Origin of the sequence: Methanococcus maripaludis (assembly GCF_002945325.1) — an archaeon.
Lineage (GTDB): Archaea > AGJL01 > Methanococci > Methanococcales > Methanococcaceae > Methanococcus > Methanococcus maripaludis.
In genome coordinates this window covers 198,931-222,371 of record NZ_CP026606.1, presented here as the reverse complement: position 1 = coordinate 222,371, position 23,441 = coordinate 198,931, and the positions used below count along the sequence as shown (strand labels likewise).

Sequence of the window (23,441 nt, the reverse complement as noted above, 5' to 3'; positions counted from 1 at the left end):
AACAATATTTGTAAATTTTATTAAAAAAATGTAAAAAAAGATAATAATTATTTCAAAAACGCGGATCCAAATCCACCGATATTCCATTTTTTAATATTTTTAATTTCTTTTTGAGTTTTTCTAATTTTATTATTTTTTCTTTTTGAATTTCCTTTTGTGGAAATTGGATTTGTGTCACTTCTTGAAATTGATTTAATAATTGGAACATCGACCGGATCGATTCTATCAATCAATACACCACCCAAACTTCCAATATCTGAAATCTGAATGGTATCAGTTTTCAATCTTTGGATTTGTGGGGAAGTTGTTCCCACTTTCATTCTTTGAATATCTGAAACCTTTTGTTTTCTTAAATTATTTGCTTTTGTATTTAAGAATGGTTTTGCCAAATTCTTTTGTCTATTTTTTGAATTCAACCCTAAGTTGACACCAATTCCCATTGTTCCCATACCGATTGGGTATTTCAAGTTATTTGGATTTTTAATTTTTTTTCCTTTTGGATTTAATTTTTTCATCGGATTTTTGATTTTTAAATTATTATTAATTGATTTGATGTTCTTTTTACTTTTAATAAGCGTTGGAGTTCTTGTTTTTGTTTTAGTTGTAATTTTTGTATTTATTTTATTTTTATTTGTTTTTGAAACTTGTATTGTTTGTTTTGATTTTGAAATCGGTTTAGTTTCTTTAAATGTTTTATTTAAACTTGTTTTTGGTGCTTTTGGACTTTTTGAAACTTCTTTTTCGATAATTTGATTTTTAATATTGAATTTAATTGTATTTGAATTTCTTTTCTGTGATTTCAATGCAAAATTTCTATTTTGAATTATTTCTTCATTTATTATCTTCGTTCCTTGACCGTTTTCTTTCCATTCATAGATTTTCTGATTTGTTTTCTTGAATCCATCTCTTTTAATAAAACCGTTTTTCTTCATTGGAGTATTGAAATTGTGTTTTGACAATCCAACACCATTTATTTGAATTTCAGAAACGTATCCGGTATTTTCACCAAGATTTATTATATTGTTTCCTTTCAATCCTTCATTGGTTCCAAACTCGGTGATTTCAATTTCTCCAACTGGTTTTATTTTATTATTTCTAATATCATTTATATTTAAATGATTGTCACTTTTAACGGTCTTTTTTTGTTGATAAACTTTATTATTTCTTGTTAATTTCTTAAATGCACCATATTTTGTTCCCGTTATTTCATTGAGGTGATATTTCTCACCCATTTGGATTATATTATTTATAGATTTTGATTTTCCGTTTTTGATAAATCCCTTATTCCCCCTAACAACGATTTTCTTCCCACTCAAATTCTCTAAATACAAATTTGAGTTTTTATTATGGGAGAAATCTCCTTTGATGTTTTTATTTTCTTCAAATTTAACTTCTTGATAATTCTCTTTCATATATTCTTTATTTTTAATTTTTTTCAAATCTATATGCTTATTTGAATTCAAATCGGATTTTTCATAAAGTTTTGATTTATCTTTCAATATTTTAACATTATTGAAATTATATCTCGTTCCATATTTGTTAGAATTATAAAAATCTCGATTTATAAAGTTCTTTCCTGTTTCTACATTATAATTGATGAATTTATCATTTTTTGCTACATTTCCAACGATTTTATAACCTTCATTGGTTTTTGAAATATCTACTTTTTTGGATAATTTGTTTCCTTCGGTATCCACTACATTTTTCACATTGGTTATTTTATCATTAGTTTTAACCGTTCTCTCTTTTGTGGATTTTATAACCAAATCGGATTTAATTCCATCGTCAAAACTTATTGAATTTTTATCAACTTTGATATTTTCTTTTGCCAACTGGTTAAATCCTGTTTTTGATTTTGTTCCTACTTCTAACGTATTTATTTTAATTTTTGAACTTGTTTTAACTCCGGTTTTGACACCGAAATAATTTGTCTTTCCTGCAATGTTTTTTCCAATTGCAATTTCAAATACTGGTTTTGGGGATTTTGCAATTGCGGATTTTCCCACCTTTCCAGCACCTTTGAGAACGGGTGCAACAAGTAAAGCGGTTCCAAGAGTATTTTCAATAGAAAAATCCCTATCGACAATTAGATTTTTCACTGGCTGAACCATCCCAACCGCCATAGTTTTTCCATGTGTTGAGAGAATAGAACTTCCTGCATTTCCCAAATATCGATCTTTTTGGGTTAAAACCACATTATTTTTTCTATTATTTTTTGAATCCTTATAGATCGCGTAACCAGTACCAACAGTTAAATCAGTTAGACCAACGGCTATTCCACCAACTGTATTTAATCCTCTCGTGGTTACCGTATCTTTTGTATCAATATTTCTTATTTTTCCTTCAATCTGTCCAACATCTTCCGTTCCAAAAACATTAAGATAATTGACTCCCTTATTTGCAACATCGGTGTATTTTGAATTTATATTGAATTTATCCCCCAAATATGAAACTCCTCTTTTGATGGTTTCTTTGGGGTTTGAGATTATATCCATTTCTAATTGTTTTAATTTCTCAACTGGTTCCATATCGTCTTGATATTTGTAAGTATTTTCATCTTTTTTATTAATTATTAGTTTTTCTCCTTTATTATTTACATAATATTTCATTTCTTCCTTAGTTACTGGATTTACAAATCCTTCGGTTTCTAATTTAGAAGAAGAATAAATATAATCATCGTTTTTGGTGTAAATATTCAATCCTTTAATTTCTATATCATCAGAATTGTAAATTCCATAAATCGTTCCTGTGGAATCATACAAAACTGTTTTATCCCCTTGTTGGTCAATTTGAAGTGATACACCCTGTTCTTTTGCGATATCAAATAAGGAAATCCTTCCGGTGTACTCGTTTCCCGATGTGTACCTCTCATTAAGAATATCATTTAATTTCGTGTAATCTTTTTGATATTCTCCTGCGTTTTCGAGAATAGCGTTATCTGTAAACTCTATGGTTCCATTATTGTATCTTGATTGATTTTTATTGATAATATAAGTTGAAAACGTTCCATCTTCATTATGATCATAGATGTAGAGTTTTCCGTCCTTTTCTATTTGGTGCATTGATGGGGTAATTGTTATCGAATTTGTAAACTTCAAATCTTGATTATATTGATTTTCTCTTTTATTGTTGACATTATCAATGGCATTATCTAATTGCTTTGATAATCCCCATTTTTTATAATTCTTTTCTGCTTGTCCACCGTAAGCGACACCGGATCCTGCCACAATTTGACCGGATTTCTTGTTTCTAAGTGCGACAATATTTCCTTCTTTATCAAGAATTACTTCGTTTATTGATGATTTGTAATTTTTTCCGCTTGTTCCAATTTTTGAATATCTTTTTTCAATTACCTTTTGGATTTTTGCGTTTTGCTCGTTCTCTAATTCTTGTTTTGCCGTTAGAATATTTCTCTTATATGAATTGTAGAGTTCTTTCGCTTTATCAAGACCATATTTATTTTTTAAATTTTGAAAAACTTTTCCGTTTGCCGTTGCAACGTTTGAATTTGCACCAGTTGAACGCTTTCCACTTGCCAAATCTTTTTTTATGGATTCTATCGATGTAGAATTTGAAGAACTTGAATTTGATTTTGAAGAACTTCCATTACTTCCTGCCTTCACGTTAATTGATGAAGTTTTATATTTTGCACCGGAAGAATCACCAATTTTTGTCGCTGTACTTCCACTAACTCTATAAGCATTTCCATCACTATCATAATGTGTTTCTCCACTTCTAATTGCCATTTATCACCACCATTTGTTTTAAAACCATTTAAAATTAAAAATAAAGATTTATTGTTCTGTATCAGTGAAACAGAACAAGAATTTCGCAAATATGAAAATTATAAATATCGAATTCAACCCAAATAACGTCAAAGCCGTTGGAGTACTCGCCATCACATCAAGCGGAATTTCCAAGATTGATATAAAAACAAACATCATTAGAAATTCTAATATTAATGTCTTCATTTCATCTTCGCCTGTTGCAATATAACACGAAATCCCAGCACCAAATAAGATAATTGAAGGGATTTCGGGGAATTGTGTCATTAAATAAGTTATTAGATGTGCGATATTAGGATCCGAGAGAAAACGCGGATCCAAAGTCGCTATTCTTGTATTATTAATAATTGTTAACGTTTCATTAACCATCTATCACCACCATTACACTTTCACCTTTGAAATAATTTCTAATAATGCAAATCCATTAGCCATCATGCAAACTACCCTCAGAAATTGCGCGAATAATGGATCCACCCCTAAACTTAACCATATATTATAATTTCCTGTTAAAAATCCAAATAACGTTCCAACAATTGAAACCGCCCACGCCCAATCACCAAAAAGTGAACTCTCCGTCACTTGATTGGGTGCGGATTCTGAGGTGTTGTCAAACTGATTTACCAAATCAGAACTTCCAGTTGGAACAAAACTTTGATTTGAAAAAGGAATTTCAAAATAATCACAAACACTCGAAATTCCTGTTACCGCCAAATTGAAAATAAATACAACAATAATAATATCCCATGCCTTACCCATTTCTATCACCTAATAAATCACATTTCTTGAAGCATCGACCTCGTTTCCCCTAAAGTACATCCAAGCAACACAGTAGAGAACTATTAAGATCGGGTGATAGTTTACTAATAAAACGATATACGGATACCATTCCATGTAAGTTGTATATCCATTAACTAATGGATAGAAAGCAACATCAAGTTGCCCAACGATAAAAACCAATATATACCAATATACAAGAGTTAGACAAATATTCCCAAATCCAATGAATATAATTTGAGTTTTTGACATATTTTTCTGACTTCCAAGCATTTCCACCTCACCATTTTTATTAAAACATTTTTTCCATAAAAATCAATGAAAATATATATAGTCTTAATAATATATAAGTATTACTATTATTAATATATGTATGAATAAATAATCTTATATATATAAATTGAAAAAAGAATGGTATTATTTTATAAATTTAAATTAATAAATATATTTTTCTAAAAAAAAATAAAATTTATTATCTAAAAAATGAAATTAACGTTGGCAAATCCAAACCCAATAAGGATAAAACGATATATGTGGAAACTATCACCAAACCAATTGTTTTTACCGCGTTTGACATTGGATTTTGTCGGTTCTGATATATTGGTTTTTCAACCACCCTCTCAACTGGAACCTCAACAATCCTTTCAACTGGTCGTTCAATAATCCTTTCAGGAACAATAACTCGTTCAATAACTCGTTCTTGTGGTTGTTGAACATTATTTTGTGGTTTTTTTGACTTTTCAGAAGTTTTTATCGGAAATGCTTTTATTTTTCCATCTGGTATCGGAAAACACTTCATAATCCTCGCCCCCTTTTTAATTTATAATAAAAAATGTGTCTAAAGGACTATATATATTAAACGATCTTGAAAATGGGAACGCAGATCATAGCGATCTTTAAAATTTAAAATTATTCATAAAAAAGTTTCTTTTTTTAAAGAAAAACATAATTTTCTATTAAATAGAAAATTACTTCTTCTCGTCCTAATATTTGGAAATGTATTAATAATATTATTTTTGTCAAAGGGAGAAAACAATCATCCCCAATTTGTAAATTTTTTTAAAATTTAAAGGAAAATTGAAAAAAATTAATATTTCTTTATATCATTTTTTTCAATTTTTTATCCTTTTTTTATAAAAATAAGGTGAAAAGTGAATGAATACAAAAATTGTTTAAATTTTACGGTTCATTTGGGGGGAAAACATCACTCCCCAATTGTAAATTACTCCTGTCCGCCGAATACATTAGCAATAACTCCGATAACTGCCATCGCAAACACAATTAAAGGTATGATTGCACCAATTGTAAATGCTGAACCTGTGTTTGTGGTCAAGGAATCTTTCGCTCCTGCAAGGTTGCTGGAATCATTAATTGCCGAATCCATAACTGGTTCTAATGAACCTAAAACAATCATTGCAACATAAAGTGTAACAATAATAACAAGAACCTCAATAACCGTCACTTGAACGGATTGTCCTTTATTTGAAAGCATTTTTTCTGCAAACTTACTTGCTAATCCTAACATTACCACCACCTGTTCTTCCTCTCGTGGAAAGAACAATTATAGAAAAATAAAAACACGGATCCGTGATTTTATATTATTAATATTGTTATTAATAATATTAATATTTACTCTTTTAATTAAATTTTGTAATACTATTATATATTATTATAATTATTGATTTTGAGGGGGAAAGGGGAGAAAAATAAAAACGTGACACGATTAAAATTTGTAACCAAAATTATGGTTACAAAAAAGAGTTCATTCTAAGGAGTAAAGTTCATTCTAAGGAAGATTAGGGATTTAAAAAAATTTATAATTTTTGTAACCATTTTGTAACCATTTTGTAACCAAAAAATGGTTACAAAAAGGGGTTCATTCTAAAGAGTATAGTCCATTCTAAGGAAGATTAGGGATTTAAAAAATTTGTAACCAAAAAAGTGGGAAAATTACTTTTTTTTTAAAAAATATATTTTATAATTCAATTTTGTATTTTCACATTTAATTTTTTTTAATATCAATTTATTATATATTTTTAGTTACAAAAAATTAAAATAAATAAATGGTCTTTAAATTAAAAAATAACCACTCTACGTTCTCAAAAAAGTGGTTACAAATGTAACAAAAACTGGTTACAAACCGGTTACAAAATATTGGAAAAAAGAATAATGATAAGATATTCTTTCATTTTAGAAAATAACCATTCTAAGCCCGTAAAAAACTGGTTACAAATCAATAATCGATATAAAAAAAATAAAAAAGTATATTTAGGAATTCTGAAAATCCCAAATTTCAATTTCCATAGCTTTTTTTGGATTTTCAAAGGGTATTACATCATCCTTAGAACGGATTGTGCTATATTTATAATCTTGTCTTTTCGCAATTTTTGAAAGTGAATTTCTTTCATTAATCTGTTCCAATTTGGTGAAGTTATCCAACTTTCCCAATCCTTCTTTTGTGATCCACAATTCAATTTTATAATTTTTTTCTCTTAAATATAAACCATTATTATTCAATTTTCCAACGATATATTCTATTATATTTTTTTCTCGTTTTTTTAACGCATTAGCAAGGGAATCAATTGTTTTTCCGCATAAATTGAAAATATCATAATTAATTGCTTCAAAGATTTCTTTTTCATTTTCTTTAAATAGATCTTTTTTCGCTTTAGTCATCATCGGATTAGACACTTCCATATGAGTAGGATTCAAAGTTCTCAAATAAGAAACGTATTCTTTCAATTCTTGTTCCAAATATCCTTTATTTCGCTCTGGTGAGAGTTTTTCAACAATTTCATATGGTATCTTATCGTCTTGATTGAAAACTGTGTGTCTTCTATCTTTTTTTTCTAAATTCATGGGGTTATCTTGATCTGAAAAGAAAATCCAATGTGAATAATTTTTAATTTTCTCTAAAGGTTTATTTTTCTGCTGTATCGAGATATCTTTATCTGTAGAATAAGTTTTAATTTTTTTAGATGATTTTTTATCATTTTTATCGATTTTTATTTCATTTACGATCACAAATCTATTATTTTTGACGTAATCGCCCCATTTATTATTTATCATATCTTCTTCAATCTGATCTATATTTTGTTCTCCAAAAATATTATTTAAAATCCATTCCCTTAAACGACCTTTCCCAATACCTTGCGTTCCTTTAAAAATCAAAGATGTTGGTAATTTATCAGTAGGATTTTTTAAAATATATGATAACCATTTATTAAAATATTTATAACAATCATCATCATCACCAGTAATATGTCTTAATAATTTTTCAATATATTTAAAATTATATTTTTCTTTTGGTTCAAAATAATTTTCAAATTTTCCTGCTCGGTAAGTATTAATGTATTTGTTTCCAAGATACTCGAAAAAACGTTTATCGGAAGGTTCATAGCCTTCATCATAGACATTTGTCAAGAAATTCTCATCTTCAAATTTTTCTTCAAGTTTATCAAAGATCATTCTATTTAATTGCGATTTAGTGTACGGTTTATCATTTTCTTCATTAATTTGGGGGATGTTTAATAAATCAACTAATTTATATCCCAATTTAGTAGATTCGCCCTTGAAAAAATCAACTAATTGGTTTTTCTTATGTGATGCCCCTGTTTTAGTTTTTTCATCAAAAACTAAGTATCTGAAATCATTTTTTCGACCGTAAACATAAGCAATACTATAATTATCAAAAAATTCACATTTATCTTTCAATTGTTTTTCTATTAGATTTTTCAATTCACTAATGTGGTGATAATCAACCCAATTTCTAATTTCTCTATAATTTACTTCTTTTGAGTCTTTTCTGAGCCATCCCTCAAATTCTTTTGTTGAATGTCCACATTCTTCAACGAATTCATAAGCAAGTTCTTCTAAATCAAGAAAATTCTTAACATAAAACGCCAAGTTTTTAAATAAAATATCATTCTTTTGAATTCCGTCTTTTTCTGCAATTTCTTTTTTTAATTCTTCATTTTTTAGAAAAGTTTCAAAGAAAATATCTCTTTTAATTTCTTTTTCTTGTGTTTCAATAGTTTTAAATTCTTTTTTAGAAGTTTTTGGAGTTAATTTTTCCAAATTTTCTTTTAATTCTTCAAAATCATATTCAATATCATTTTCTTCTAAAATTATCGATTTTTTAACTTCTTTTGGATTTTTAATGTTATTAAAGTACGGTAATCTCAATATCTGACTTGGAGAATACACCTTACTATCAATTCCTTTTAAATTTGGATTTTTTAAATTTTCAACAATATTTTTTATTTTTTTAATATTTTCAAAATTTGTATTTTTTTCTAAAGTAAAATATAAATGAAGTCCGTGTCCAGTGAATACAGAAAACGAAGGAACCATTCCCAATTCTTTTTTTATCGATTTGTATTTATTTTTACAAAATTCTAAAGCTTTATTATTATTTTTTTCCTTTAAATTGAAATCGAAGTCCAAAACCACATACGAGTAACAGTCATAGGTATTTTCAGCCTTTCCACTTTCTTTTTTTCTCAAATTTTGAGAAAAATAAATATTGTAACTTTCATTTTCTTTTTTAAATTCTTCAAAATCAATATTTTCAAAATCTTCTAAATTTTCAACTTTGAAAAACTTTGGTTTTCCATTTTGATTCAACAAACGAATTTCGAAGTATTTTTCTCCATCAATTTCTTCAAACTGCTTTTGAAAAAGTTTTTTTAGGAAATTTAACCGTAAATTATTTATATTAGTATATGTAAATATATTACTGTTTTTATTTTCCATTTTTGAGGTTTCTGATTGTACATTAATCATCTACCTCACCGTTTTTGATAAAACAGTTTCTTTTTACAGCAATTTCATTCAAATTTTTTCCAAGAAATCGATGAATTCCATTAAATTCAAGATATTCAATTTTTCCGAATTTAGTCCAATTTCGTAAGGTTCTTATACTAATTTTTAATGTTTCACACACTTCTTTTGACGAATATAATTCGTTATTTTTAAAAACTTCGTTCATTAAATTATACACCTGTGCAATTCCATGCACTTCTTTTCACACTTTTATATTGTAAAAACTCATATAAATACTTTTCTCCCGTAAAGAAGACTAATTATAATTATATATATGATTTGGAGTACGGAGAGCGGTTTATACGAATAATGATATATATACTTTGCTATATGATTTTTAAAAAATGAATAAAAAAAGTACGTAAAAAAAGTAAGAAAAAAATGATTATTTGTAGATATTTTCTTGAAACATGGGTAGAGTTTCGTTCATACGCTGTAAGGCGTGAGCATAAATCATAGTTGTTTCAATGTTCTCGTGTCCGGCGTATTCTTTCACGAGAACTATCTCGTGTTTCTGTCTTAGAAGATCAACAATTCTGGAGTGTCGTAATGTGTGTACCGTGATGTGTTTATTTTTCAATTTTGGGTTTTGATCTTTCAAGTATCGAACCGCCTTCACATAATGCCGATAGAAAGCGTTTTTTGACATTGGTTTTTTAACATCATCTTCCGAAGGAAAAAGGCAATCATCACCGCTTTTTCCCTTTGAAAAGAATTTTAAATATGTTAATGTGTCAATCTCCCCATCTTTAGCTTCTTTTGACACTGCTACTTTTCTTGGAATGCTCGTTTTTGTTTCTCTTAAGAGAATAATCCCTTTTTCAAAGTCTATATCCCTAATTCTAATTTTCAACACTTCTCCAAATCTTCCAGCTGTTTCAAAAAGCACCCTTAGAAAAACTAAGCATCGAAAAGCTGATTTTTCTTTTTTCTCTTCAAAATAATCACACATGATTTTCACATCGCTTGGTTCGATGAAATCGGTTTCTTTTTTCTCAACAGCTTTGTAAAATGACCTCTCATATTTTTTCAAAAACTCGTCCATACAAGGATTGTTAATTATTTCGAAATATTTTTTTAAGGAAATCATGATTTTATTTTGTGTATTGTTTGAGATTTTTCTTTTCTTCCTCATATAATCGAAAAATAATTCAAAAGTCGTTATGTTAAGGTTATTTTGAGTAAAACCCATTTCTTTTAACCATTTGAAGAAAAAATTAACTCGGTAACAGTCTTGTTTGATTGTATATTCCTTAATACCCATTCTTATCCGTTCATTTTTATAAAAATCCATTTGTTTTTTAAAATCTTCTTCATTGTTTACTTTTTTTAATTTTTTCGAGTCCTTTAAGTTGTTCAGTTCATCGAGATCAAAATCGTCCATAATAATCAACTCCAATTGTTTTTTCTAATTTCGTGTAAATTAATCATAGTCATAATTATATATAAGTTTTTCGTGTAATCTAATCAAAATCAATTATATTTATATATTAATTAAAAAAAAAGATAAAATTATGATAAAAACAGTAAAACTCGGAAAATCCCTTAATCCATCGATGAAGTCGGTAATGAATTATTTAAACATAAATGAAGGAGATTTAGTAATGATTACCGAAAATCATGATGGAAAATTTCATATTTTTAAAACAGATGAAGAAGGAAGGGGTTATTATTTATCAAGACCTTCATTTACTAAAAAAGTGAATATGGGTAAAAGTCTTGATATTAGCATGACTGCATTGTTGGAATATATGGGGGCGGTTGAAGGGGATTACTTGGTTATTGATTTTAAAGATAAATTATGCGAAATTTCCATTAGTAAGGATGAAGAAAACATCATTTCCAAAAAGTTAGGTTATTCACTTGATTTTTCTACTTCCTCATTATTGGATAAGGTTGGAATTGATGAAGGAGATTTCGTGTGGATAAAACCATTTTTTTTAAATGAAGAAAGTAAATTTCCCTGTGGATTTCAAATCGTGAAACTCCCAGATGATACACCCGACTCGATGTTAAAAAATAAATCGGTAAAAAAAGTAGGAAAATCAAAACAAATTAATTTATCGTCATTTTTTAAACGATTGTTGGTTTTACCGGAAGATGAAGTTGAAATAAGGTTATCGAAGTCAGTAATTACAATACTTCCAAAAAAACTATATGATCATATGGTTAAATTGGAAAGTAATGGGAAAAAATTTTAAAATTTTGCGATATTGGATACCGGACTATGTTTTTGAACACCGGATAAAATCCGGTTTTCACTTCACTACTTTTCACCATCTTTCTCGAAGGAAAATCCTTCTTTTCAGAAAAATCGTTAAATTACGATGTAACGTCTGCGTTTTCTCGTTTTTTGACCGTATTACTTGAAATCCGGTTCTCCACTGGGGAGCGGGGGTTCAAATCCCTCCCTCTGCGCTTTCTTTTTAAAACGATTTTAAAGCATATCTCAAAAGACCAATTGGTAAAGTATAGCTCTTTTTCTCATAGCTCAATTTTAAGGCTATTGGACTTGAAATTTAACAGTATACCGCAACCGGTATTTTGCATTGTTAACAGTAACTCCGTTTTTTATTTATATACTCAATAATCCGGTTGTGCGTTTTCATCGGTTTTTTAGTCCGGTTCATACAGCATATTTTTTTAAACAATTTAGCTTTCAATTCTTTCAAAAACGAATTTAAATAGTTATTTCAATAAATTATAAATAATATAAGCTCTTTTATTTAATCAGGTAGAGTAAATTTTTTTAATTCTTATTTTGAGATTTATCAATCGTTGAAAAATAAGATACGCCCCCGTGATAACTCTATCGATTTTTTTTAAATACTCCTATTTCCCCCTCTTTTTGAGGTGTTATTTTGATTAAAATCTGTCCGTATTGTTTAAAGCCTGTTGAACATTTTGAAAAGGATTATCATAAATCAGAAGTCAAAGCTGTCAATGTTCACACAAGTAACAAAAATTGCAGTGTTTTACAGACCAGTTTTGTAAAAGATCAGGCGAAGTGCTCAAACATTCAGAGTCTAAAAATGAATGCAGGAAAAATTGCTAAAGATTTGAATTTATCTGAAATTCAAAAGAAAGACTTTTTTAATTCAATTATCAAGTTGAAACGAGATAAAAACCATTTAAAAGATTATGTTATCTTGCAGTGTGCATTAAACACCGTTTTGGTGGGGAAGTATACATTAAAACAGGGGATAACTACAAAGATATTGTAATCGGTGAGGTCTTAAAATTCTGTACGTTTCAACATTTGGAGTCAAATTACACAGAATTAGGTCTGGTAACATATATTATATTTAGATCAAAAACTGACATATTTTATGAGGGTTCGCGGGAATTAATCGTAAATGAAATTATTCGGCTTATCTCCAATGAAAAAATAAAGACTAAAAAAGCATGGGAGTATTTAATGTATGAATTTTGCATATATTCTGGGGAAGCGGATTCAATTTTGAAAAATTCAAAGATTTTTGATAATAATGACGATGATCCCCTTTATTATATTTTAAAATTCATTTATAACAATTTTATCGTAATAAACCCATTAGTGGCAGGAAATGATTTTATATCTGGTGTATTGGAGTATGTTGGCGGACTTGATGTTATTAAAATAATGGAATTGAAAAAAGCGATTGAAGAAAAAGAAAATCCTCGTGGGAGACTTAAATTTGAAAATCAAACTATAAACTTACTACTTCACGGGGGTACTTATGTTGATATTGGATATGATAAATAAATTATTTAGTTATTCATTAAATGTTTTTAATATGTAAGTCCCTAATTTTTTATTAAATTCGTCTATTTTATTGTATGATGAATTAGATAGTGTTTCAATGCGTTTCAATTTTTCAGAAATATCTTCTTCGGAATCAAACTCAAAAACTAACATGCCCGCATGGATATGTCTTATGGGAAATCTTTCAATTTCATTGGGCCTTGGATCGTAATCGATAAAGTTAATATCTCCAAAACATGTTAAAATAATATTATTTCCTTGTTTTTCGTAGTTATCACAAATAATTTCCAAGTTTGGGAGTTTATATCAAAGTATAATTTCCCATTCACCATATCTTTTTAATTCGGAAATTTTTGAAGGATATTTACTATCCTGCAGATCTAATGAGTTAAGTATCGATTTATCAAGTTTTTCATCGCTTTCTTTTAATTTATTATATATTTAAGCAGCATTTGGAGAGAGAACTACTCTTACATAATTCATAGTTCAAGCTAATCATGTGTATATTCTGGAGGGGAGTATAATTTAGAATATTTCAACAAAATCCGGTAAAATAACTTATTCTTTCTTCTTTTTTAGATTAATTTCTCAATTTTTAAAGTAAATTCAACAACACTTTTAAAAAATTCCCGTATTATCAATAATAATATATAGTATCTGGTAATATACAGTACTTAAAACAATTTTGTGGTACCGATGGATGTCCAATTTAAAAAAGGAGTTTTAGAGCTCTGTGTACTCACCCTGCTTAATAAACGGGATTATTACGGGTACGAGCTAATAAATGAAATTTCAAAAAGTATCTCGATATCTGAAGGTACCATATATCCATTATTAAGGCGTTTAAAGGCAGACGGGCTTTTAACCACGTATTTAATGGAATCGAGCAGTGGGCCACCACGAAAATATTATAAACTTACTGAAAAGGGCAAGGAAGTTAGAGAAAGTCAGGCTGAAGAATGGATAGAATTTTCAAAAAAAGTAAATGAGCTGATTAATTCCGGTGTTAAAGATGAATAAAGAAGAATATTTATATAAACTGTCTGAAACATTAAAAAGCATTCCAGAATCGGAAAAACAGGACATCCTATATGATTATAATGAATATTTCGAAAATGGGGCTCTTGAAGGAAGAAGCGAGGAAGAAATATCTAAATCATTAGGCAATCCCGAACAGGTTTTAGAATCTTTTGATTTTGAAAAACCTAAAAATGTATTTTCAAAAAAACTCGTAGCATGCAGTGCACTTGTAATGTTCAATATATTATTTATTATTGGGCCGCTGGCCTGCGTGTTGCTGTTTCTATTAATCCTGTTTACAGGAAGCGTTGCAGTTACAGTCGCCGGTTCCATGATGGTTCTTGAACCAGTATTTCAATTGGTAATCCCTCATTACTTTATCTTTGAACCATTTGTAAAACTACTAATTCCACAGTTTGAAGTAATTCCCGCATCAGGCATTGTTTACGCACTTGTTGGAATCATAACTGCCGCATCAGGTATCGCTACTATGATATTATCAGCATACTTTGCAAAATTATTCCATAATGGGGTACTTTGGTATTTAAAATTAAATTTAGATATTTTAAATGGATAATTAACTCAAAATACCTCTTAAAACTTTTTTAATTATTTTTTAGTGATTTAACTTTTTTATTTTTTTATTTTTTTAAATTTTGTCGGTAGTTAATTATATATAATACTGTTTAATACACAGTACTGTTTACTAATTAATAATTTTTGTGAAAACCATGGAAACAATAATATCACTTAAAAACGTCTGGAAAATCTACCCAATGGGCGACTTTGAAGTTCAGGCGCTGAAAAATGTTTCATTAGATATTGAAAAAGGTGATTTCGTTGCAATTGTCGGTGCTTCAGGTTCTGGAAAGTCAACAATGATGAATATGGTCGGTTGTCTTGATATTCCAACAAAAGGAACGGTCATATTAAAATCAAACGATATTTCAAAACTCAGTGAATCTAAACTATCCAAACTGCGTGGTGAATCGATTGGATTTATATTTCAACAGTATAATCTGATTCCAAGCATGACTGCACTCGAAAATGTAATGCTGCCACTACAATTTCAAGAAGTTAATGATAGTGAGGCCGAAAAAAGAGCCGAAGCTGTTTTAAAACTTGTTGGATTGTCAGACCGAGTAAATAACAGGCCATCACAGCTTTCTGGAGGTCAGCAACAAAGAGTTTCTATCGCAAGAGCTCTTGCATGCAAGCCGGAGATTATTTTGGCCGATGAACCAACAGGAGCTCTTGATAGTAAAACTGGAAAGGAAGTCATTGCAATCCTTCAAAAACTCTGGAAAAAAAACAAAAATACCATCATCATGATTACACACGACATGAATCTTGCAAAAGCTGCAAACACGGTTGTAGAATTAAAAGACGGGAATATCGTAAATATCGAAAAAAATAAAGAAATAGTGGAGTATTAGGGGAATTATGCATATTAAAATCATTGATCGAACCAAACTACCCTATTTGATGAGATTTATCTACATAATATTTATCATCAACCTTTTGCTAGCAGTTTATTCGATTTTTGATGGTAAATTACTGTTTGGAACATTGATACTCCAGGGAATCTTTTCAAAAATTGTTGGAGGATTGTTATGTATTCTTTGGGCAGTAATTTTACTTGGAATTAGTGACAGAAAGTTGTACGCACTCGAATTGGTTGTAAGTTGGATGTTTTTTCAGGGGTTACTGAACTTTTCGATAATTATTCAGATGGTTTATGAAATGAAATACCCGTTAAATGAAGTAATTCACAGTTTAATTGAGAATTATCACATATTGTATGGCTTAAACAGCTCTGCAGAATTACTTTATGCAATAACCTTTTTAAAATACGTATTTCTCCTGATTTTTAATATTTGCGTAATATTCTACTTTGAAAAAAATAAAAAACTGTTTAAATTCTAATGGTGAGTAAATGAGCTTTAAAAAAATAATAATATCCTCTATAACACTTTTAATGTTGCTTTCAGTAGCAATGGCACCGGTTTACGCAGAAACATCAATTTCAGACATTTCGTTAGTTTCTATTAATCTTGTAAATCAGGACCCGACTCCTGCAGTTGGTGGAGACATTTTTGAAGTTAGAATCGGCGTTAAAAATGAAGGCGGAAAATCTGCTGGAGACTACATATTAGAACTTGATCCTTCATACCCATTCCAAAAAGTCGCGGGTGAGGAATTATCCAAAGAAATTGGCTTTTTAGATAAATACCAAGACGATGACAAAGAAATAATTATTACAGCATTTAAATTACGTGTAAATGAAGAAGTAACCTCTGGAAACTATCCTTTAAAAGTATTACTTTATAAAAAAGGAGATTTAACTAAAACGGGTTATAAAACCGAATTAACTGTAGATGTTGGAAATAAAGAAAATGCAGAAGTTATGCTCAGCACCTCAGAATTAAACCCTGGAGAAAACTCCAAACTCACATTTACCATAAAAAATGCAGGTTCTGCGCCATTAAAAGATTTAACATTTTCATGGGATACGCCAGAAAATAAAATACTGCCACTTGGTTCTGGAAATACAAGATTTGTAAAATATATTGGTGTAAATCAGGCCGTAAATTTAGATTACGATGTTATGGCAGGTTCTGACATAGAACCTGGATTATACAAGATAAATATGTACTTAAACTACGAAGATACAATCAACAGCTCTGAAAAAAATATTATTCAGGATGCAGGTATTCACATTTTAGAAAAGGCTGATTTTGAAATAGCATTTTCAGAAAATTTAGACGATTCATATACGTTTTCAATAATGAACGTTGGAAACAGTGATACAAAATCTGTATCGATGTATATTCCAAAACAGGACGGCTGGACCATAATTGGGTCAAATAATGCAATAATTGGGAATTTGGATGCGGGAGATTATACTTATGCAAGTTTTAACCTCTTGGCTGACAGTTCAAACCAGTCCGAAATCCCAATTAAAGTTGAAGCATACTACACGTCAAACGAAGGAAATAGAAAAGTAGTAGAAAAAGAAATCCTTGTTTCAAACTCAAATGCAGCACTTACATACATTAATCAAGCTGATTCGGGAAAAGGCGGATTTACAGGATATTTAATAATGGCAGGAATCGTTATAATTGCAATATTAATTTTGGGCATCTTCATAATCCGTAAAATTCTCAAAAAAATCAAATCTGCTAAAAAAGAATAGGGGGACTGAGTTATGAAACCCTCAAAAATTTTTAAACTTGCCTTTAATATGGTAAAGGGGAGTAAATTAAGGAGCTGGATTACTATTATTGGCGTAGTGGTTGCGGTTGCATCGGTAATTACAATAATCTCAGCAGGAGAATTAATGGAAAAGCAAGTGACACATGAACTTGAAAAACTTGGTGGAGATGTAATTTCTGTATATGCGATAACGACTGAAACAAGCAGCAAAACACCGGAACTAACAAAAACGGATGTACTTGTAATCAAAGGGATACCTTCGGTTAAATACGTTGACAAACGAGTAACTTCTTATTCAAAGATTTCTTATGGAGATAAAGAATTGTATTCGCAGATAACAGGAGTTGATCCAGCAGTCTGGCCAAAAATAACACAAGAAAAGGTTGAAACTGGAAGAATGCTCCAGCCTGGCGATAAAAACGTTGTTGTAATCAATAATTACCTTGCAAATGAAGAATTTAACCGTAAAATAAATATTAACCAGATTATAAAAATTGGAAATAAATCATTCAGGGTTATTGGAATACTTGATAATGATTCAAGTGGACTTGCGAGTTTATTTTCGGGAGGAATTTACGCCCCGTTAGACTCTGTCTACGACATTGAGCAGGATTCAGACTACAGCGTGCCTAAAGAACGTGGGACGTATGACAGCTTGGAAATTAAATTAAAAGAAAATGTAGATACCGATGCAGCAGTTCAGGACATTGAACAGAAACTGAGAACTTCAAGACACGTTACTGAAAAAAATCAAGATTTCTACATATCTTCTGCAAAATCATTTATTGAAAGTTCCCAATCTATTATTGGTGGAATAACCCTGTTCCTATCCTTTATTGCTGGAATATCCCTGATAGTTGGGGCATTTGGAATTTCAAATACCATGTTCACAGCAGTTTTAGAAAAAACAAAAGAAATAGGCATCATGAAAGCAATCGGGGCAAAAAACGAGGATATATTATTACTGTTCCTGTTTAATTCTGGTCTTATTGGCCTTGCAGGAGGATTTTTAGGCCTTTTAATAGGGGTTTTAATTACACAGGTTATTACCTATGTAATAGCATTGAAGTTTGGAACACCTTTTGAATTTTATGTGAGCATAAAATCAGTTGTCGTTGCATTGGTCGTTTCAATAGGTGCGGGCATTTTAGCAGGTGCAGTTCCTGCATACAACGCGTCAAAATTAAAACCTGTTGATGCGCTTAGAAGTGAATAAATATTAATAATAAATCATGAAAAAGTAATTAAGCAAAAAGATGAAAGTACCGTTAAAATATTTAAAATCCTTTCATTTCCGTTTTTTGGTTTTAAAATGAGCGTAAACGAAATTTATACAAACTATATAAAAGGCCCAGCCTTGGATGTTTTTTCAAATCCAAAAAATTTGATTTTTGGAAGTACGGTGCATTTTTTAAGTTCTATTTTTATATTATTCAGCTTTCTTAGTTTGTTTGTGTTTTTTGTTATCCTCGGAAGCACAATAACCTCTGAATCAAACTTTTTAATTGATATTTTTAAAAATAACTTAAATATAACAACTGATGTACTTTTAATTATATCTGGGGCAGTTTTTGGATTTTTCTTTATTTTTAGCATTTTATTGACATTTTTGATTAACGGCTACTGGCTTAAAACCATAAAATATACGATAAATAGTCAAAATATACCTGACTGGACGGGTGTTTTAGAGTTACTAAAATACGGCGTTATTTACACGATTGGACTGTTTATAATTGGAATAATTTTTCAAAGTCCTTTTTACATGATATTACTTGCGCAAATCGTTCTAAATTTACCTGATTTGGGCATTCTTTCGAATTTACCATATATTTGCTCGTTTCTCTCGTGGATGTATATACCCCTTGGGACATTGAATTACATTGAAAAAAATAAATTTTTAGCGCTTTTTAACGTTAAAAAGTCTTTTAAACTCTATTCTAAAGAATATATCAATTATTTAGCTGCATCATTTCTTTTAATATGTATATACAGTATATTTGAATTATTGATAGGTTATCTCATCGAATTAGTTATTGATAAAGTTGTAGCAAACCCAAATTTAATAACTGACCCGAATTTTTTGAGTTGGCAGATATTTTGGATTCCTGCGCTTTACGTAAATTCGTTTGTATGTTTTACAATTTTTTTATGGCTTTCAAGAGGTATTGGGATATATTACAATATTTCAACAGGTCGAAACGACGTATTAACAAAATAACGAAAATGGAAGATATTGCATTTACATTTTAAAATTTAAATAGTCCAAAAATGTAGTTTTTGAAAAATTTTTTGAAAAAATTTAAAAAAAGATCGGAACAGTTCAAAACTCCCCAATATTGAACTGCTTTAATGGTGTATGGAACGATTTTATCAACAGATGCAATATACATCCCATTTCCCAAGATCTTTCCCACCTTGGGCAAATATACTTTTTGAAATCGGGATTACTTAAACGTTTAGGGTAATCAAAACCAATATATTGGGTTAAATTGGAAAAAAAGAAATAATGCATTTTAAACTTGCATTATTATTTTATCAATGTAAAACTGGTTTTTTTCAAAATCTCTTTTAGATTCAAAAGATTTGTTCATCACAATTATATCTTTGATATTTGGAATTGAAAAAAACTTCCAATCAGGCCGATTTCTTGAATCAAAGGTCCATGTTTGAAATGCTTTTAAAATCCATTTTCCAGTATCGGTTATTGCAATCATATGCGGTTCAACTACTCTTGGCAGACCCTCGTACTTAAAAGTAACTGTTTTTTTACATTTTATTGCCGATTTTAAAGCATACCTCAAAAAGACCAAATGGTAAAATATACCTCTTTTTCGCGTAGCTCAATTTTAAGCCATTGGACTTGAAATTTAACTTCAATTAACCCTTATCCCTTATCGAAAAAAATTAATATTTTGGGAACATAATATACTATAATCTTATTATATGGGGGATAATTTGAGAGTGCTGTTAGATACAAACATTTTTTCCAGTTTTGAAGATTATTCGGATATTTCCAGAAAATTAAATGAATTATCGCGAAGACTTAATCCAAAATCGATTCTTTTGAAACATCCTAAATCTATCGAATACTTAAACACGTTAGACGAAGATACCAAACGGATTTTACTCTCAAAACTGGCTTTTTGCGCTCTTTTAAATGATTATCCATTACCAATGAATGATTTAGAATTTAATACTAATGTTGGATACCTTAAAGGAACGAATAACGACCTTGAAAACCACCTCCTGTATGCAGTTTATACGAATTACGTAACATACCTCATAACTGAAAACAGGATGATACACCAGAAATCAACAAAACTCGGATTAAAAGACCGTATTTTATATTTAAATGAAGCTTTAGATTTTTTTAAAGAGTTTTATTCTATTCAAAAAAGGCAGATCTTGCCACAAATTAAACAGCGCCCTATAATCAAGGTAAATGTAGATGACCCGATATTTGATTCATTGCGTGAAGAATATCCTGAATTTAACGACTGGTACAATGAAAAAGCACGTCTTGGTAGGGAATGCTGGTGCTACTTCAAAGAATCTGGCAAACTTGGAGCTGTTCTGATATTTAATGGTGAAGATTTTAACGTTATTAAAAAAGACCCCATTTTACCTGAAAAAAGGCGTTTTAAGATATGTACCTTCAAAGTTGATCAAGTTGGATATAAACTGGGAGAATTGTTACTTAAAAAAGCTTTTGATTACTGCATTGATAATTCCATGACTGAAACGTATTTAACGCATTTTGCGAAATCAGAGTTTGATTATATTGTTAATTTAATAACTGAATATGGGTTTATTGACATAGGAACCAATGAAAATGGTGAAAATGTATTTTTTAAGGATCTTAATCCGACACCCAATCAATTAATGTTTTGCGATTACAAAGACATTTTCAAAAAATACTATCCTCTTTTTTACGATGGAAATCGAGTCAAAAAGCTTGTTGTTCCAATAAGGCCCCAATACCACGAAAAACTGTTTACTGATTATGTAAAAAGAACTTCTATATCATTAAACGAGTATTTTGGGGATTTTATAATTGAAGGAAATACTATAAAAAAAGCATATATCTCGCACAGCCCGATAAAAAATCTAAAAAAGGGGGATATTTTATTATTTTATAGATCAGAAGACCATAAGGAAATTACTTCGTTGGGAGTATTGGAAGAATTTAAAACAAATTTAACAAGCCCTGAAGAGATTATGAACCTGGTAGGTAAGAGAACAGTTTATTCTTCAAGGGAAATTGAAGAAATGGTCAAAAAACCTGCAAACGTTATGATATTTACTATGCACCTGCACTTAAAGTCTCCGATATCATTAAATGTTTTAAAAGAGAACAATATATTAAAAGGACCGCCTCAAACAATTACAGAAATAACGCATGGCGCTTACGAAAAAATAAGGGACTTGGGCGGAATTAATGACAATCTTACTATCCATTAAGCCAAAATATGTTAAAGAAATATTAAAAGGCTCTAAAAAATCAATCTTTAAAAACTATGATAAAAACGAATTGTTGGAACATTCATTGTTGGAGATATAATTGAAAACTGCCCAAAAATCCTCTGGAACGAATTTAAAAATGTTTCAGGGATAAAAGAATCAGAATTTTTCAAATATTTCAAAGAAAAAGATAAGGGATACGCAATTCAAATAAACAAATTAAATGAATTTGAAAATCCGGTTAATCCTAAAGATATAAATCCTGATTTTAGGGCTCCGCAGTCTTTTTGTTACATATCTCAGAATTTTGAGGAAGAAATATTATTTAAGATTTAAATTACGTTTTTTGAAATTTTAATTTTGCCTATATCCATAATTAAAAAAGGTTTTTAAATTTCTATTGAAATAATTAATATTATGAATAATCGGGGGAGTAATTGTGATAAAAAATACACTTTCAAACGTCATGGCTGCTACTTTTTGTATTGAATTGCCTAATGGAAAAGCAGGGGGGATGCCCACTCCTGCAGGAACTGGCTTTTTTATATCTCCAGAGGGCTGGTTTGTAACTGCCGCACACGTGGTTATGGATAAAAAGGGATATTTAAGAAAAGATTTGGATAGAGCATTTTTGATAAAAGAACAAAATGCAAAGGATCCTAAAAAAATCTGTCAGTATGTATCCCCTGGGCCCATTTTTCCAGGATTGGATATTGCTTTATTAAAAGTAGATTTTGAAAAAAATTCTGATAAAGAATGGCTTGACAAAAAAACTGAATTTCCATTTATAAAAGTTTCAACAGGACGTCTTGAAATGGGTGATGAGGTGTATTCTTTTGGATATCCTCTGTCAAGCTATGGAATAATAAAATCTGGTGAGATTGGATATACAAAATTGAGTCCGCGGGTTACATCTGCAATAATTTCATCGAATTTTGATACAAATATGGGTGCAGCAGGGCCGAAAAATTATGTACTTGATAAAGCACTAAATTATGGAAATAGTGGTGGGCCAATTATTGCAACAGAAACTGGTCATGCCCATGCAATATGTTCCAGATTCCAGCCTTTGGTTGTTCCACAGCAGCATATTAAAGATAATAATGGCAACCCTCTACCGATAATGATTCCAAGCCTTTACGGGGTCGTATCAAGCTTTAATAATAAAGATATTATTGGATTTTTAATGTCTTTGGATATTCCAATTGAAGAATAAATTAAAAATTTAAAAAATTACTTTTAAAAATTTAAATTCGTTCATTTTTTTTGAAATTTTTAATTGTTTTAACTTTAAACAAAAATTAATATTTTAATCAGCTTTTAAGGATATTTACAATGACGGGGATTGTAAAGAACCTGACAAAAGCTACAATTTTAAAAAAAGCAGTTTTATCAGTTGAAAGATTTGTTAAAAAAAGCAGAGGATGGTTTAAAAGGTAAAATTTGAGAAAACTTATATTTTTTTATTTAAATTGAAATTTAAAAAAAGTAAAACACAAATTCAGGTGATTTTATTAGCAAATGAAAATTCGAGGGTTTTAAAGGAATGAAAAAACCGTGCCAGCTTTTCATTACTCCGCCCTTATTCAGGATTTTATCCATGTACTAAATTGGAC

General features: G+C 29.6%; 24 protein-coding genes. 13 read left to right on the top strand and 11 right to left on the bottom strand.

What is annotated here, in order from left to right; all coding sequences use genetic code 11:
• Positions 1 to 47: 47 nt before the first annotated feature.
• Positions 48 to 3,746, bottom strand: a complete 3,699-nt coding sequence (locus MMJJ_RS01135) for a hypothetical protein (RefSeq protein ID WP_104837311.1) — start codon at positions 3,744 to 3,746, stop codon at positions 48 to 50.
• Positions 3,747 to 3,810: 64 nt separating this feature from the next.
• Here MMJJ_RS01135 and MMJJ_RS09255 point away from each other — a divergent pair, with 64 nt between their 5' ends.
• A complete protein-coding gene (locus MMJJ_RS09255; RefSeq protein ID WP_158658953.1) occupies positions 3,811 to 3,996 on the top strand; it encodes a hypothetical protein in 186 nt (61 codons plus the stop codon).
• A gap of 170 nt (positions 3,997 to 4,166) precedes the next feature.
• Here the strand turns inward: MMJJ_RS09255 and MMJJ_RS01125 are convergent, their stop codons facing one another.
• From MMJJ_RS01125 to MMJJ_RS01095, 7 genes are all read right to left on the bottom strand, one after another.
• Positions 4,167 to 4,541 carry a hypothetical protein gene (locus MMJJ_RS01125; RefSeq protein ID WP_104837309.1) on the bottom strand — a complete coding sequence of 125 codons (375 nt, stop codon included), beginning with the start codon at positions 4,539 to 4,541 and terminating at the stop codon, positions 4,167 to 4,169.
• Positions 4,542 to 4,550: 9 nt separating this feature from the next.
• Positions 4,551 to 4,832, bottom strand: a complete 282-nt coding sequence (locus MMJJ_RS01120) for a hypothetical protein (protein WP_104837308.1) — start codon at positions 4,830 to 4,832, stop codon at positions 4,551 to 4,553.
• 199 nt (positions 4,833 to 5,031) lie between these two features.
• On the bottom strand, positions 5,032 to 5,358 hold the full coding sequence (locus MMJJ_RS01115; RefSeq protein ID WP_104837307.1) for a hypothetical protein: 327 nt from the start codon (positions 5,356 to 5,358) through the stop codon (positions 5,032 to 5,034).
• Positions 5,359 to 5,781: 423 nt separating this feature from the next.
• Positions 5,782 to 6,084, bottom strand: coding sequence for a hypothetical protein (locus tag MMJJ_RS01110; RefSeq protein ID WP_104837306.1), 303 nt, complete (start codon positions 6,082 to 6,084; stop codon positions 5,782 to 5,784).
• Positions 6,085 to 6,827: 743 nt separating this feature from the next.
• On the bottom strand, positions 6,828 to 9,344 hold the full coding sequence (locus MMJJ_RS01105; protein WP_104837305.1) for a primase-helicase family protein: 2,517 nt from the start codon (positions 9,342 to 9,344) through the stop codon (positions 6,828 to 6,830).
• Entirely contained in the window at positions 9,337 to 9,579 is a 243-nt protein-coding gene (locus MMJJ_RS01100) for a MerR family transcriptional regulator (protein WP_158658952.1), read from the bottom strand. The genes MMJJ_RS01105 and MMJJ_RS01100 overlap by 8 nt, the downstream gene beginning before the upstream one ends.
• A gap of 189 nt (positions 9,580 to 9,768) precedes the next feature.
• The gene (locus MMJJ_RS01095; RefSeq protein ID WP_104837303.1) at positions 9,769 to 10,767 is read right to left on the bottom strand and encodes a tyrosine-type recombinase/integrase; all 999 of its coding nucleotides are present in this window, start codon (positions 10,765 to 10,767) and stop codon (positions 9,769 to 9,771) included.
• A gap of 130 nt (positions 10,768 to 10,897) precedes the next feature.
• On the opposite strand from MMJJ_RS01095, the gene MMJJ_RS01090 reads away from it, so the two are divergent.
• From MMJJ_RS01090 to MMJJ_RS01080, 3 genes are all read left to right on the top strand, one after another.
• The gene (locus MMJJ_RS01090) at positions 10,898 to 11,584 is read left to right on the top strand and encodes a hypothetical protein (protein ID WP_104837302.1); all 687 of its coding nucleotides are present in this window, start codon (positions 10,898 to 10,900) and stop codon (positions 11,582 to 11,584) included.
• Between the two features lie 660 nt (positions 11,585 to 12,244).
• Positions 12,245 to 12,607, top strand: a complete 363-nt coding sequence (locus tag MMJJ_RS01085) for a hypothetical protein (protein ID WP_104837301.1) — start codon at positions 12,245 to 12,247, stop codon at positions 12,605 to 12,607.
• On the top strand, positions 12,538 to 13,128 hold the full coding sequence (locus MMJJ_RS01080; RefSeq protein WP_158658951.1) for a hypothetical protein: 591 nt from the start codon (positions 12,538 to 12,540) through the stop codon (positions 13,126 to 13,128). Before MMJJ_RS01085 ends, MMJJ_RS01080 begins: the two co-directional genes overlap by 70 nt.
• Before the next feature lie 9 nt (positions 13,129 to 13,137).
• On the opposite strand, the gene MMJJ_RS01075 is transcribed toward MMJJ_RS01080, so the two are convergent.
• Positions 13,138 to 13,419, bottom strand: coding sequence for a hypothetical protein (locus tag MMJJ_RS01075; protein WP_104837299.1), 282 nt, complete (start codon positions 13,417 to 13,419; stop codon positions 13,138 to 13,140).
• 405 nt (positions 13,420 to 13,824) lie between these two features.
• On the opposite strand from MMJJ_RS01075, the gene MMJJ_RS01070 reads away from it, so the two are divergent.
• The 6 genes from MMJJ_RS01070 (at position 13,825) to MMJJ_RS01045 (ending at position 18,580) form a co-directional block, all read left to right on the top strand.
• Complete coding sequence (locus MMJJ_RS01070) at positions 13,825 to 14,148, top strand: PadR family transcriptional regulator (RefSeq protein WP_104837298.1); 324 nt, start codon at positions 13,825 to 13,827, stop codon at positions 14,146 to 14,148.
• Complete coding sequence (locus MMJJ_RS01065; RefSeq protein ID WP_104837297.1) at positions 14,141 to 14,725, top strand: HAAS signaling domain-containing protein; 585 nt, start codon at positions 14,141 to 14,143, stop codon at positions 14,723 to 14,725. Before MMJJ_RS01070 ends, MMJJ_RS01065 begins: the two co-directional genes overlap by 8 nt.
• A gap of 154 nt (positions 14,726 to 14,879) precedes the next feature.
• Positions 14,880 to 15,584, top strand: coding sequence for an ABC transporter ATP-binding protein (locus MMJJ_RS01060; RefSeq protein WP_104837296.1), 705 nt, complete (start codon positions 14,880 to 14,882; stop codon positions 15,582 to 15,584).
• Between the two features lie 7 nt (positions 15,585 to 15,591).
• Positions 15,592 to 16,074 carry a hypothetical protein gene (locus MMJJ_RS01055; protein WP_104837295.1) on the top strand — a complete coding sequence of 161 codons (483 nt, stop codon included), beginning with the start codon at positions 15,592 to 15,594 and terminating at the stop codon, positions 16,072 to 16,074.
• Between the two features lie 10 nt (positions 16,075 to 16,084).
• Complete coding sequence (locus MMJJ_RS01050; RefSeq protein ID WP_104837294.1) at positions 16,085 to 17,344, top strand: COG1361 S-layer family protein; 1,260 nt, start codon at positions 16,085 to 16,087, stop codon at positions 17,342 to 17,344.
• Between the two features lie 12 nt (positions 17,345 to 17,356).
• The gene (locus MMJJ_RS01045; RefSeq protein ID WP_104837293.1) at positions 17,357 to 18,580 is read left to right on the top strand and encodes an ABC transporter permease; all 1,224 of its coding nucleotides are present in this window, start codon (positions 17,357 to 17,359) and stop codon (positions 18,578 to 18,580) included.
• 122 nt (positions 18,581 to 18,702) lie between these two features.
• Here the strand turns inward: MMJJ_RS01045 and MMJJ_RS09250 are convergent, their stop codons facing one another.
• On the bottom strand, positions 18,703 to 18,960 hold the full coding sequence (locus tag MMJJ_RS09250) for a hypothetical protein (protein ID WP_158658950.1): 258 nt from the start codon (positions 18,958 to 18,960) through the stop codon (positions 18,703 to 18,705).
• 4 nt (positions 18,961 to 18,964) lie between these two features.
• On the opposite strand from MMJJ_RS09250, the gene MMJJ_RS01040 reads away from it, so the two are divergent.
• Positions 18,965 to 19,582, top strand: a complete 618-nt coding sequence (locus MMJJ_RS01040) for a DUF4013 domain-containing protein (RefSeq protein WP_211286611.1) — start codon at positions 18,965 to 18,967, stop codon at positions 19,580 to 19,582.
• 295 nt (positions 19,583 to 19,877) lie between these two features.
• Here MMJJ_RS01040 and MMJJ_RS01035 read toward each other — a convergent pair whose 3' ends face one another.
• Entirely contained in the window at positions 19,878 to 20,165 is a 288-nt protein-coding gene (locus MMJJ_RS01035; RefSeq protein WP_104837291.1) for a WYL domain-containing protein, read from the bottom strand.
• Between the two features lie 160 nt (positions 20,166 to 20,325).
• Here MMJJ_RS01035 and MMJJ_RS01030 point away from each other — a divergent pair, with 160 nt between their 5' ends.
• Both MMJJ_RS01030 and MMJJ_RS01020 read left to right on the top strand, forming a co-directional pair.
• Positions 20,326 to 21,825: a PIN domain-containing protein gene (locus tag MMJJ_RS01030; RefSeq protein ID WP_244901575.1), complete on the top strand. Its 1,500-nt coding sequence runs from the start codon at positions 20,326 to 20,328 to the stop codon at positions 21,823 to 21,825.
• 439 nt (positions 21,826 to 22,264) lie between these two features.
• Complete coding sequence (locus MMJJ_RS01020) at positions 22,265 to 23,041, top strand: S1 family peptidase (RefSeq protein WP_104837289.1); 777 nt, start codon at positions 22,265 to 22,267, stop codon at positions 23,039 to 23,041.
• Positions 23,042 to 23,441: the final 400 nt, after the last annotated feature.